At 70.6% G+C, this 13328-nt stretch carries 9 protein-coding genes; 4 read left to right on the forward strand and 5 right to left on the reverse strand.

The features are described 5' to 3' along the window. The first annotated feature begins 10 nt into the window (after positions 1-10). The 4 genes from AXW62_RS03385 (at position 11) to AXW62_RS03400 (ending at position 5819) form a co-directional block, all read left to right on the forward strand. Positions 11-2392, forward strand: a complete 2382-nt coding sequence (locus AXW62_RS03385) for a bifunctional salicylyl-CoA 5-hydroxylase/oxidoreductase (protein ID WP_060943171.1) — start codon at positions 11-13, stop codon at positions 2390-2392. 178 nt (positions 2393-2570) lie between these two features. Beyond that, positions 2571-2837, forward strand: a complete 267-nt coding sequence (locus AXW62_RS03390) for a hypothetical protein (RefSeq protein WP_060943172.1) — start codon at positions 2571-2573, stop codon at positions 2835-2837. Positions 2838-3482: 645 nt separating this feature from the next. Further along, on the forward strand, positions 3483-3884 hold the full coding sequence (locus AXW62_RS03395; RefSeq protein ID WP_060943173.1) for a cytochrome P450 family protein: 402 nt from the start codon (positions 3483-3485) through the stop codon (positions 3882-3884). Between the two features lie 96 nt (positions 3885-3980). Next, positions 3981-5819 carry a glycoside hydrolase family 15 protein gene (locus AXW62_RS03400; RefSeq protein ID WP_060943174.1) on the forward strand — a complete coding sequence of 613 codons (1839 nt, stop codon included), beginning with the start codon at positions 3981-3983 and terminating at the stop codon, positions 5817-5819. Between the two features lie 463 nt (positions 5820-6282). Here AXW62_RS03400 and AXW62_RS03405 read toward each other — a convergent pair whose 3' ends face one another. The 5 genes from AXW62_RS03405 to AXW62_RS03425 form a co-directional block, all read right to left on the reverse strand. After that, positions 6283-7479 (reverse strand): MFS transporter, encoded by a 1197-nt coding sequence (locus AXW62_RS03405; protein ID WP_060943175.1) that lies wholly within the window; start codon positions 7477-7479, stop codon positions 6283-6285. A gap of 158 nt (positions 7480-7637) precedes the next feature. Next, on the reverse strand, positions 7638-8906 hold the full coding sequence (locus tag AXW62_RS03410; protein ID WP_060943176.1) for a glycosyltransferase: 1269 nt from the start codon (positions 8904-8906) through the stop codon (positions 7638-7640). Positions 8907-9434: 528 nt separating this feature from the next. Continuing rightward, on the reverse strand, positions 9435-10451 hold the full coding sequence (locus AXW62_RS03415; RefSeq protein WP_252368488.1) for an MDR/zinc-dependent alcohol dehydrogenase-like family protein: 1017 nt from the start codon (positions 10449-10451) through the stop codon (positions 9435-9437). Continuing rightward, entirely contained in the window at positions 10448-11722 is a 1275-nt protein-coding gene (locus tag AXW62_RS03420) for an aspartate aminotransferase family protein (RefSeq protein WP_030841436.1), read from the reverse strand. Before AXW62_RS03420 ends, AXW62_RS03415 begins: the two co-directional genes overlap by 4 nt. A 23-nt stretch (positions 11723-11745) precedes the next feature. Then, positions 11746-13239, reverse strand: a complete 1494-nt coding sequence (locus tag AXW62_RS03425; protein WP_060943178.1) for a trehalose-6-phosphate synthase — start codon at positions 13237-13239, stop codon at positions 11746-11748. Positions 13240-13328: the final 89 nt, after the last annotated feature.

The following is a 13328-nucleotide window of genomic DNA, read 5'->3' on the forward strand; positions in this document are numbered from 1 at the left end:
AGGACACCCCATGAAGATCGCGATTGTGGGAGGCGGCCCCGGCGGCCTCTATTTCGCGACGCTGATGAAGCAGCTCGACCCGGCCCACGACATCACCGTCTTCGAGCGCAACGCACCGGATGACACCTTCGGCTTCGGCGTCGTGTTCTCCGACGAGACCCTCGGCGGCATCGAGAACGCCGACACCGTCTTCTCCGAGGCCATGGCCCGCCGCTTCGCCCGCTGGACCGATATCGACATCCACTACCGCGGCGAGCGGCACACCGTCGGTGGCCAGGGCTTCGCCGCGATGGGCCGCAAGGAGCTGCTCCACCTCCTCCAGGAGCGCTGCCGCGCACTCGGTGTGACGGTCCGTTTCCGGACCACCGCACCGGATGTCGAGGCGCTGCGCGCCGCCCACGACCTGGTCGTCGGTGCCGACGGTGTCAACTCCGGCATCCGCGCACGCCACGCGGACGTCTTCCGCCCCGCCCTGGACCGGCGCGCCAACAAGTACATGTGGCTGGGCACGGACCGTGTGTTCGAAGCGTTCCAGTTCATGATCAAGGAGACGGAGTGGGGCACGATGCAGGTCCACGGCTACCCCTACTCCGACAGCGGCTCCACCTTCATCGTCGAGATGCATGAGGAGGTCTGGCGACGCGCCGGCTTCGACACCACGCAGGACACCCGGTTTCCCCCGGGCGTCTCCGACGAACAGGCTGTCGACCGGCTGCGCTCCCTGTTCGCCGCGGAACTGGCAGGACACCAGCTGCTCGCCAACAACTCCAAGTGGCTGAACTTCACCACCGTCCGCAACGAACGCTGGCACCACGGCAACCTGGTGCTGCTCGGTGACGCCGCCCACACCGCGCACTTCTCCATCGGCTCGGGCACCAAGCTGGCCATGGAGGACGCCCTCGCCCTCGCCGCCTGCCTGCACGAGAACCCCGATGTCCGGTCCGGGCTGAGCGCCTACGAGAGCGAGCGAAGGCCCGTCGTCGAATCCGCCCAACGCGCCGCGCAGGCATCCTTGGAGTGGTTCGAGAACATCGGCATGTACACGGGTCAGGAGCGCGTGCAGTTCTGCTTCAACCTCCTGACCCGTTCCCGGCGCATCACCCACGACAACCTCCGCGCCCGCGACCCGGAGTTCGCCGCCCGCGTCGACGCCGCCTTCGCGGCCGCCCAGGGCTGCGACCGGGTGGCCCCGGCCATGTTCCAGCCCTTCCGGCTGGGGCAGCTGGAGCTGCGCAACCGGGTCGTGATGTCCCCCATGGACATGTACTCCGCCGTCGACGGCGTCCCAGGCGACTTCCATCTCGTCCACCTCGGGTCCAAGGCCCTGGGCGGCGCCGGCCTGGTGATGACGGAGATGGTCTGCGTCTCTCCCGAGGGCCGTATCACCCCCGGCTGCCCGGGCCTGTGGACCGATGAGCAGCGTGACTCATGGAAGCGCATCGTCTCCTTCGCACACGAGCGCAGTGACGCGGCCATCGGCCTCCAGCTCGGCCACTCCGGCCGCAAGGGCTCCACCCGGCTCATGTGGGAGGGCATGGACGATCCGCTGCCCGAGGGCAACTGGGAGGTCGTCGGCCCGTCGCCGCTGCCGTACGGGCCCGGCTCCGCCGTGCCCCGCGAGGTCACCCGTGCCGACATGGACAAGATCACAGCCGACTTCGCCGCCGCCGCCCTCCGTGCCACCGAGGCCGGCTTCGACCTGCTCGAACTGCACTGCGCCCATGGTTACCTGCTGTCGTCCTTCCTGTCGCCCGTCGCCAACCGGCGCACCGACTCCTACGGCGGCTCCCTGGAGAACCGGCTGCGGTTCCCGCTGGAAGTGTTCGACGCCGTACGTGCCGCCTGGCCGGCCGAACGCCCCATGGCCGTGCGCATCTCCGCCACCGATTGGGTCCCGGACGGCACCACCGAGCACGACGCCGTCGAGATCGCCCGCGCCTTCGCCACGCACGGCGCGGACGCCATTGATGTCTCCTCCGGGCAGGTCACCAAGGCCGAACGGCCGGCGTTCGGCCGCTCCTACCAGACGCCCTTCGCCGACCGCATTCGGCAGGAGGTCGGGGTGGCCACCAACACCGCCGTGATCGCCGTCGGCGCCATCGCGTCCTTCGACGATGTCAACTCGATCCTGCTGGCAGGCCGCGCCGACCTGTGCGCGGTGGGCCGCACCCACCTGTACGATCCGCACTGGACCCTGCACGCGGCAGCCGACCAGGGCTACCAGGGGCCGGGAGCGATCTGGCCGGTGCAGTTCCGGGCGGGCCGCCGCAAGCCGCCCTCCTCGCGCACCGACGCCATCCGCCCCCGCCTGTCGCTGCTCCGGGCAACGCCCCCCGACCAGGCCGTCCACGTGCGCTGGACTCCGCCCCATGAGCCCGCGCCCATCGCCTGAGACGGTGGACGGCCCCGGACGTGTCCAGCCGGGTGCCGCCCGTGATGGCGGCCCCGGCAGATTCCTTCCGGGGCCGCCATCACATGGTTGCCAGGCGTCATACGGAACCCGGTGTGCTTCGGGAGAAGGCGTCGGCGCCGACCGCTGCGGAGCGCGCCACCAGGCGGATCAGGGGGCGGTGCCGGAGTACGTCACCTTCGACGGCCCGGAAGCCGGAGTCGGCTGGTCCTCCGCCGAGGAGGGTCTCCGGGTGACGATGATCCGCTTTCCGCGCAATGAGGTACCTCGGGGAGCAGTGCGGTTGCTCGTGCGGGACGAGAAAGAGCGCATTCTGGTGGAACTGCGCACGGACGCCTCCCGGTTCGGGCCGCGGTGGGCGGACACGTTCCTGGCCGACTACATGGGTCTGATCAAGGACTTCACCGAGCATGCCCGTCCCGGGTGACCATGCCGTCCGGCCGGTCGGCCCGGACGGTGTTCCCGCGGGGGCGAGGATGCCCGTCCCTGACCGACAGTTGCCGGACCGGGGCCCCACGAGCCGGCCATCCGGCGGTGGATCGCCTCGATCCGCCGGGCATACACAATGGCTGACGGGTGAGAAGCCACGGTGCATCACCGGCCTGTGGGGCCGGATGTCGAGGTCGTCGGCAGCCGGCATCCCTGGTCCGAGGCCCCTTGACAGGATGCCGAGGGCCGGACGCTCCCGCCACGGGTCGGAGACCATCTGGCGGATTTCTCGGGCTCGTTGAGCAGGATGTGCTCCAGCCCTCCATCAACATAGTGGACCGTCGGACCGGCCGAGTCCAGTGGCGGCAGGAGGCGGACACGCTGGACGACGATCTCGCCGTGCACGTGTTCGGTTCCCCGGGCCGGGACCGCCTCGCGGTTCAGGCGGGAGCCGGTGGCACGCGGCGCGCATCGGCGCCATTGCCATGGCCGACAACCGCGGCCCGGCCGCCCGGTTCGCCGGCTTCGGCCTTCGGGCGCCGCCGGATTCCGCCCGTCGTCGCGGTCCCCGCCGTCACCTTCGACCAGGCATCCGGATCCGGCGCCAACCGCCCTTGCGAGGCTCTCGAACTCGGTTACTCTGATGAAGATCGGCACCCGGGACCCGCACGCCGGCAACTCCGGGCTCATCGCCTTGATCGGCTACCGCCTCCCCCTACGATCGCCTGAAGAGGAGAAACGCCATGCCCATGCCGGCCGCATCGCCGGTCCTCGACGACCCGCACCCCACGCGGTGCCGCGGTCGCTGGGCCCGGCGGTTCCCCTCGAGGAGCCGGGAATCTGGGCCGTGCCGGGCCACGCGGCGGCGCAGGGCGCACTGAAGGACCTGGACACCTTCAGTTCCATCGGCGGGATCGCGTTGACTCAACTGGCCAATGCCGAGATCCTTTTCGGGACGGTACTCGCCACGTACGGCGAGCAGCACTCCCGGCTGCGCCGGGTGCTGTCCCGACAGCCGGCCAGTGGCCCGGCGTCGCCGCGCTGATCGACATCTGTGGCCGCCCCGTCGCGCGGGGGCCAATCCAGGAACTAGCACACCACGGTGGCCCGACGCTGGGTCACCCCAGAAGGACGGACATTCATGGCTGGGCATATCGAGGACTACGCACTGATCGGTGACTTGGAGACAGCCGCGCTGGTCGGCCGCGACGGGACGATCGACTGGTTGTGCCTGCCCAGGCTCGACTCCCAGGCTGTTTTCGCCGCGCTCCTCGGCACCGAGAACAACGGCTCCTGGAGCGTCGGCCCGGCGGAGTCCAGCGGCCTGAGCCCAACGGCCGACCGCCGCTCCTACCGCGGCGAATCGCTGCTGCTGGAATCGGAGTGGGACACCCCGACCGGTACCCTGCGCGTCACCGACTTCATGCCGCCGCGTGAGGGCGGGGCTCCCCGTCTGATCCGGGTCGTCGAAGCCGTCCGCGGCACCGTCACCGCCGTGTCGACCCTGCGCCTGCGGTTCAACTACGGCAGGGTCGTGCCCTGGGTCCAGAGGACCGACGACGGCCGGGTCCGCGCGGTAGCGGGCCCCCACGCGGTGTGGCTGGACACCGAAGCGGAGACGCACAGCGAAGCGCTCACCACCCACTCCCGCGTCACGCTCGCCGAGGGCGAGCGCACGGCGTTCACCTTGAGCTGGCAGCCGTCGTACGTCGGCCCGCCCGACAGCCTCGACACCGATCAGGTCTCCCAGATACAGGAGGACACGGAGAAGTTCTGGGCGGACTGGGCCTCCCACTGCACTTACCACGGCCCCTACCGCGACGCCGTGATCCGCTCCCTGATCACACTGAAGGCCCTGACGAACCCGCTGACCGGAGGGATCGTCGCCGCGGCGACCACCTCGCTGCCCGAGGATCTCGGTGGCGTCCGCAACTGGGACTACCGCTACGTCTGGCTCAGGGACGCCGCCATCACCATGTCGTGCCTTCTGCGGGCGGGCTACCGCGACGAAGCCCGTGCCTGGCGGGACTGGCTCCTGCGCGCGGTCGCCGGTGACCCCGAGAACCTCCAGATCATGTACGGAATCGCCGGGGAACGGGAGATACCCGAGACCACGCTGCCCTGGCTGGCCGGCTACGAGAACTCGACCCCGGTGCGCATCGGCAACGACGCCGCCAACCAGCGCCAACTCGACGTGTACGGCGAGGTGATCGAGGCCTTACTGCTGGCGGCACACCTCGGCCTGGAGCGCGACGAGACCAGCAACACCCTGCTGTTCAAGCTCGTCCAGTCCGTCGAAGCCCACTGGCACGAGCCCGACAAGGGCATCTGGGAAGTCCGCGGCCCCGACCGGCACTTCGTGCACTCCAAGGTGATGGCCTGGGTCGCGGTCGACTGCGCCATCAAGCTGATCGAAGGCGGCCACGCGGACGGCCCCGTGGATCGCTGGAAGGTCCTGCGTGACACGATCCACCAGGACGTGTGCGAGAACGGTTACGACCCCGAACGCAACACCTTCACCCAGTCCTACGGCAGCCAGGAGCTGGATGCCGCTCTGCTGCTGATCCCCCAGATCGGCTTCCTGCCGGCCGACGACGAGCGCGTCATCGGCACCATCGAGGCGATCCAGCGGGAACTCTCCACCCCCGATGGGTTCCTCCGGCGCTACCCGACCGACGGGGACAGCGCCGGCAGCGACGGTCTGGACGGGCATGAGGGGGCGTTCCTCGTCTGCGCGTTCTGGCTGGTCGACGATCTGGCGATGATCGGCCGTGCCGACGAGGCGCGTGACCTGTTCGAGCGGCTGCTCGCCCTGCGTAACGACGTCGGTCTGCTGGCCGAAGAGTGGGACCCGCACCAGCAGCGACAGGTCGGAAACTACCCGCAGGCCTACTCCCACATCGGCATCGTTGACGCCGCCCTCTCCCTCCAGAGCCCGGCCCAGCGGCATCCGCTCGCTCTCAGGAGCACGCAGCGATGACCTCCTGCCGGCCACGGCTCACCGCGAGCTGTTCGCGATAGCCGGGCAACCGGCCTCTCCTTCCCATCCTCACGCGGTACGGCGCGGCCCGTCCGGTCTCCACCTTCCGTGAGGATGGGCCCATCACGGTCCCCGGTCCCCGGCAGAGGGCCACCCGGGGCGCGCGTAGGGGAGAGAACCGGCATGAGCCGGCTGCCGGGCCTGCGTCGTCGCGATCCGCGCCGGGACCGGATCGCGGGAACGCCCACGACCAGCGGCGAACGTGCCTGACTGGCGTGAACGTGCACGCCAAGGACGCCGAGGGCGAGGGGCAAGCCCTGGGCGTCGGACAGGACGTGAGGTGGGTCGCCCCTCTTGCCCTGGAGATGGGTCGCCGCTCTTGCCCTGGAGGTGGGTCGCCCCGCTTGCCCTGGTCGAACGGATCGCGCCCGGTCAGCGCATCACACGGCGAAGTCGCCCTGGGTCAGGAGAAGAGGTCCACCCGCTGCGGCGCGTCCTCTCCCCCCTTGGGCGGCCGGTCCGGCCCCGCGAGCGTGCCCGCGAGGAACAGCGGGCCCGCCGCGAACGCGGTGACCAGTGCGAAGGCCGCCGGCAGGGAGGTGGCATCAGCGACGGCGCCCGTCACGGAGGGAGCCAGGAGGGATGAGGTGTAGGTGAAGGTGGCGACGCCCGCGATGTGCCGGCTGGGATCTCCTCCGTGCCGGCCGGCAGCGCTGAGGGAGAGGGGCAGTACAACGGCGACGCCGGTGCCGATCAGGGCGAATCCGGCGATGGCGACGGGTGGGGTACGGGCCAGCACGACCAGCGTGCCGCCAAGCGCCGCGATGCCGCCGCTCAGCCGCACCGTGCGGACCGGTCCGAGGCGGCTGACGACGAAGCCGCTGGAGAGCCTGGCCAGCGCCAGGGTGAAGCTGAGCCCGGTGTAGCTGAGCGCGGCGACCCCCTCGGACGCGTGCGCGGTCGAGCTCAGGTACACCGCGCTCCAGTTTCCGCTGGCGCCCTCGGCGAACACGGCGCAGAAACCGAGGATGCCGATGGGGAGGGTGGACAGCGGGGGGAGCGCGAAGCGAGGCGGTGGCTGCCGGGCCTCGGTCGGGTCCGACTCCAGCAGGTGCCGCCTGGTGGCCAGCAGCCCGATGCCCGCCAGGACCGCGGCGGCGACGGCGAAGTGCAAGCGGGCGTCCATGCCGGCGCTGGCGGCGAGTGCGCCGCAGCCCGAGGAGACCAGCCCTCCCACAGCCCATATGCCATGCAGGCCGGCGATGAGGGGTTGGTTCAGGCGCTGCTCGACCTGTACCCCCTGCGCGTTCATCAGGACGTCCATCATGCCGGAGGCCGCGCCGAACAGTCCCAGGGCCACCCACAGGGCGGGCAGGTTCGGCGCGAGTGCCGGCAGGATGAGCGAGGCACACCACAGCGGGAGCAGGCAGGTCAGGGCACGGGGGTTACCGAAGCGGTGAACCAGGCGGCTGGTGAAGGGCACCGCCCCGAACGAGCCGAGAGCCGGGGCGAGGAGTGCCAGGCCGAGAGTGCTGTCGCTGAGGCCGAGGTGCTGCTGCAGCCAGGGGATGCGGGTGGCGAACGCCCCCACGGCCGCCCCGTGGGCGGCGAAGACGACGGAGATCCGACGACGCGAGCGATATAACACGCGCTCGGTCATGGTGATGAACCCTTCTCGATCGTGTCGTGCTGCGCCACCGGCCCGCGTGGTCGGAGCAGGGCGGTCGGGGGGAGGCGAGGGTGGCACACAGCCACCGCGGGTGGACAGCGCGCCACAGGCTGTGGGGGTGGATGTGGTGACCGCCGTGGACGCGGCCGTCAGTCGCCGCGCGGGGACGGCTCGACGACCGAGCCCGCGATCCGGTGTGCCTCCTTGGTGATCCCCTCACCCCACGCCTGCCGGGGTTCGTCCATGCGCGAGGTGATGATGACGAGGTCGAAGTGCTGGTCGGGCCAGGGGGTACGCAGCCCGGACAGGTGCCACGTCGAGACCGCGTCACCCTCGCGGCCCTCCTGTCGTGCGAGCACCCCCTCGTCGAAATCGCACAGGAAGAGTTCGACATTCTCCCGCGGCGCGGCGGGGAGGGACTCCGTGCCGCTTCCGAACACCGCCACCCGCTGGGTGCGCTCCAGCGGCGGCAGGGTGTCCAACCCCGCCTCGATCTCGGCCAGGACCTTGTGCCCGCGAGCCCGCTTCGCCCATTCCTCGAAGCGAAGCCGCTCCGTCTCGACCGAGCCGTAGATGCCCCTGTTGGTCACGGCCCAGAAGAGCTCGGGGAGCAGGGAGGGGTGCTTGCGGATGAACAGATCACAGTTACGCAGGAGGGTGGAGACGTTCGCGTCCTGGGTGCGCTCGTGCGGCGCCTCGATCCCCCAGCACTCACGCGAGACCGTCATGGGGATGCCATGCTGGTGCAGCCGGTAGCCGAGTTCGATGTCCTCCCCTCCCCATCCGGTGAAGTCCTCGTCGAACCCGCCGACCCGCCGGAAGACGGCTGTCGGCATCGACACGTTGAGCGTCCAGAAGAACAGCCAGGGCATGTGCATTCGGCTGAGGTCGAAGTCGACCGCGGCGAACTCCGACAGCCGCATGTCCTCGAACCAGGAGGCGCCCGCGACCCTCCTCACGACCTCCTCCGGGGGGAAGTCGGCGACGAGAGAGTGGAGTTCGGGACGGGGGTTCTGCGGGTCGTAGCCGTAGCTGTAGCCGAAGACAACCTGGGCGGGCGCCGGCGCGGCGTGGGCGGCGAGTACCGCCTCGACGTACTGCGGCCCGGCCAGGACACCGGTGTCGAGGAAGGCCAGCAGTGGCGCGGAGGCCAGGCGCGCACCACCGTTGCGCGCGCTGGCGACCCGGTATCCGAGGTCTTCCTGGAAGACGTACCGCATGCGCAGCCGGTCCTCATAGGACCGCACCACGTCGCGGGTGGTGTCGTTCGAGCCGTCGTCGGACACCACGACCTCGAAGGTCTCGGGCGCCGCCGTCTGGCGAGCCAGCGTGCTCAACGTCCGGTCGAGGAGCGCGGCTCGGTTGTAGGTCGGGATGACGATCGAGAGCAGTGGCACGTCAGACGTCGCACCGGGCATGGAAGTCACCTTTGCGTCAACTGGATGGGCATGGGCGTCGGGTTTGCGCATACCCGCCGGGCGGAGGGTGGCCGGGTCTGTCGGCCCCCGTCGCGGCAGGCGTGGGGATGCGGGAGGGCGTCGGAGGCGCTCACCGCCAGGTTCCGGCTCTGGCCACGGGGACCCCGGTCCGCGCGTGGTGAGTCTACCCCTTGATCGTGGCGCCTGGACAGCTGAACCCGTGATGTCCGAACGTCTCTTGACGGCTCGTCACCCGATGCGGCCGGCCGTTGAACACCCGTTGTTCTACAGGGAGTTCGCCCGCCCTTGGGCTTCTTGGCCGGGTGGTGGGACCGCCTTCCGCGGGCGGGGGGAATCGACGGCGCACCGCGGCTTCCACCGGTCCGGATGACGTGGTGTACCGCCGGCCGCCACCCGGGCGGCATCCTGGCAGTGCGCGCCGACGTGCGGCCCGTCGCCTACGTGGGAGCGGTCTTTCGCCGCATCCCAGGGCCGGTCGCTCACCTCGAACACGGTGGGCAGCCGCCGTCATGGGCGTCCCGTCAGGGGGGGTTCGGGATGGACGACGATCTTGCCGGGGCCGAGTGCGTCCGGGGTCCGCAGCAGTCCGAGCAGCCCCGGCAGGTCCACTTCGCCGGCCACCAGGGCTTCGGCGCGCAGAGGTGCCGCGACGTCGGTGAGGTCGCCGATCGCGGCAGCGAAATCCTGCGGGGTCGTGCCGTAGCTGCCGGCCACCCGAAGCGAGTGGCCCCGCCAGGTGCAGGCGGCGACCGTTCCGGTGCGCCGCACGTGGTCCAGGTCGCAATCCAGCCCCGGGTACCGGTCGCCTGGCGCGGTGCCACCGTACAGCAGCACCAGACCACCGGGCGCGACCAGACGCAGCGCCTCGTCCAGCCCGGCGGGCAGCACGAAGCTGGTGGCGACCACCACCACGTCGGCCCTGCCCGCGGCCGGTTCGCCGAACAGCAGCCAGGGCACGTCGAGCAGGCCGGCCTTGCGGGCCTCATCCATCCGGGCGCGGCTCCGGTTGTGCACCGACACCCGGGCGCCCGCTCGTCCGGCGAGCGCCGCGATGAGAAGCCCGGCGGTCCCGGCACCGAGCACCATGACGTGAACCCCCCGCAGGTCGCCGACCTGGCGCTGGACGGCGCCCAGACAGTGCTGGGCGCAGGCGATCGGCTCGGCGAAGACCAGGCGACGGGCGGCCGGACCGTGCGGCACCGGTTGCAGGGCCTGCCGCAGCAGGTCAGCCGGACCCGCCGCCCACATGTGGTCGGCGAACCCGGTGCCCCGGTCCACCACGACGTTCGGGTCCAGGACGACGCGGGTGCCCTCGGCGAGGGCGGGGACAGTGGACTCGCGGATGATGCCGACGAGTTCGTGCCCGAACTGGCTGGGACCGTGGCGGCTACCAGCCACCTCCTTGAGGTCGGAGCGGCACAGCGCGGCCAGTTCGATGTCCACGAGTACCGCGGGGTCCTCGCGCGGGCGCGGCGGCGGCGAGCGGCGCAGGCGGGGCCCGCCCTCCTCCAGGATCACTCTCATGCGATGGCCTCCAGTGCCTCGCCGAACCGGTCGGCGATGGTGTGGGCTTCGGCAGGGGTGAGGATGAGAGGCGGGCGCAGCTCGATGGTGCTGCCGTTTCCGTGCTCGGAGACCCGGGTGAGGATGCCGTGGCTTTGGAGCGACCGCTGGTAGGCGTTGGCGCGGGCGGTGGCCTGGCTGCCGTCGGGTTCCACCAGCTCCACCCCGATCATCAGGCCGACCCCTCGGACGTCGCCGATCACGGGGTTGTCCTTCTGGAGGTCCCGCAGCCGGCCGAGGAGCACGTCGCCGCTGGCCCGTACGTTCTCCAGGAAGCCGGGCCGCTGGACGATTTCCAGGGTGGCCAGGGCGGCGGCGGCCGACAGGGTGTGGCTGCCGTAGGTGAAGCTGTGCAGGCTGCGGTCCCAGTCGGCCATGCGTTCCTCGGTGAGGATGGCGGCCATCGGAAGGCCGCTGCCGGTGAGCCCCTTGGCAAGGGTCATCATATGCGGCTGAACACCGAAGTGGTCGGCGGCGAACATGCGTCCGGTGCGGCCCAGCCCGGTCTGGATCTCGTCGAAGACGAGCACGATCTCGCGCTCGTCGCAGAACCGGCGCAGCTCCTGGAGGTAGCCGTCGGGCGGGACGATGTTGCCGCCGGCGCCGCTGATCGGCTCGATCACTACGCAGGCCACGCTGCCGGAGCTGGCGTAGGTGATGAAGTCCTCGATGCGGTCGACGCAGAGCATGCCGCACGTCTCGGGCGTCTGACGGTAGAAGCAGCGGAAACAGTAGGGGCCCGGCACGTGAAGGCCGCCGGGGTAGCGGTACGGGAATGGCGCGCGCATCTTGGTGGTGCCGTTGAGGCTCGCCGTCGCGAGGCTCTGGCCGAGGTGGGCGCGGAAGGGCACGATGACGTCGCGGCGGCCGGTGTGCAGCTGGGCCATCTTGATGGCGCCCTCATTGGCGGTGGAGCCGCTGGAGCTGCGCAGGTTGACCCGCGTGAGATTGGGCGGGCTGATGGCGGCCAGTTCCTGGATGACCCGGTTGGTGGGTTCGGTCTGGAAAGAGGAGCTGGCGAAGACGAGCCGCTCGGTCTGTTCCCGTACGGCGGCCATCACCTCGGGGTGGTTGTGCCCGAGCAGCAGGTTGAAGGTGCCGGAGACGCAGTCGAGAAATTCACGTCCCTCGGCATCCCAGGCGCGGATGCCCTCACCGCCTACCAGCATGATGTCGCCGAGCTGGTACTGCGCCGCCTCCTGCGGCGCGGGGAGGCGTTTTGTCGTTGTCATGGCGCGCTCCGTGGTCGTGGCGGTCAGAGGTCTGCCCGTGCCGAGATGGCCGTCGCGGCGTCGGGGCCCTCAGCGGCCCTCGTGCGGGCCGCGTGGTCGGCGGCGAGTCCGTCCAGCTGGGCCTGCACCCAGGCTTCGAGCGTCCAGGGGCGGGCAGCGTCACGACGGCGTGCGGCGTCCTCCGCCCGCTGTCGCGGCCCGGCGGTGAGCGCGGCGGAGATGGCCTCGGCCTGTTCAACGAGATCGAAGGGGTTGACGGTGCGGCAGTACTCGCCCAGGACCTCGGCCGCGCCGCACGTTTCCGACAGGATGACGTCGGCGTCGCGTTCGTTGACCAGCGGCGCTTCGAACGTGCTGAGGTTCTGGCCGTCGACGGTCGAGTTGAAGATGAGCAGGTCGGCCCGGCGGAAGCAGGCGATGGTGTGGTTCACGTCGTTGTCGTTGTCCATGCGCACGGTGTCGGGGCCCAGCTCGGCGTTGGCCTCCGCCACGGCGGCCTCCACCCGGCGTACGTAGTCGGCGTTGGCCGGCACGTACAGTCGGTTGGGATTCATCCGCACCAGCATGCGGGTTCCCTCGAGTCCGCCGTTCCGGGCGGCCAGGACGAAGGCGCGCACCGCGCGTGCGGCGTTCTTGATCGGGTCGGTGCGCCCGCTGTGCACCACCAGCCGGTGGCCGTCCGCCCACTCCTCGATCCCGTCGGGCAGTTGCGGGTCGCGGCCGTCGAGGGTGAGCGGGCTGTAGCCGAGCGGCATGGTGCGCAGCCGGGTGCGGTGGCCGCGCCACTCGACGGTCATCGCCTCGCGGTCGATCCGGGCGTCGGGCAGGAGATCGGCCACGCATTCCAGGAAGTTGCGGCACCAGCGGTCGGCGAAGAAGCCGATGGTGGTGGCCGGTAACATGCTCTGGAGGATGCTGGTGCGGATCTCCTTGGGCAGCACCCTCCAATAGTCGGCCGACGGCCACGGGATGTGCACGAAGACCAGGATCGGCGCGTCCGGCCGCTTTTCGCGCAGCAGCGCGGGGACCCCGACCAGCTGGTAGTCATGGACGAGGTAGACGGGGTCCGGCGACTGGGCCGAGCTCTGGAGGATGGCGTCAGCGAAGTCCTGCGTGAAGCGGCCGAAGTCCGCCCAGCCCGCGCGGGCGTCGGAGTCGAACGACGGCTGGGTCCAGCGGTCCCAGCCGTAGTTGTTGGCCGCCCACATCAGGTTGGCGGTCATGAAGTTCTGCACGTTGCGGAAGACATCGGGGTCGTGCCTGATGAGCCGGACCAGGATCTCCCGGCCGGAGTGCAGCTCCATGGTCACGCCGTCGGGGTTGCGCGCCGAGGCGCGGCGGTCGTCCTCGGAGTCGGCGCTGGCTATCCAGGAGATGTTGAGGACACCGGCCTGTTCGGCGACGACGTTCCCGGTGCCGCCGGGGGCCAGCCAGGCACGGGGTTCGCCGGTGGCGGGATCGGTGTCATAGGTGATCGCCGCGCGCTTGCTGGCGAGGAAGATCTCAGATCCGGTCACGGGTGCCCCATTCACGGGTCGGGGGCCGGAAGCGGGCCGGCCGGGATGGACAGAACGTGCGCATGCGGTTCGGAGGGGGGGCGGATGGT

This window comes from Streptomyces hygroscopicus subsp. hygroscopicus, assembly GCF_001553455.1.
Lineage (GTDB): Bacteria > Actinomycetota > Actinomycetes > Streptomycetales > Streptomycetaceae > Streptomyces > Streptomyces hygroscopicus.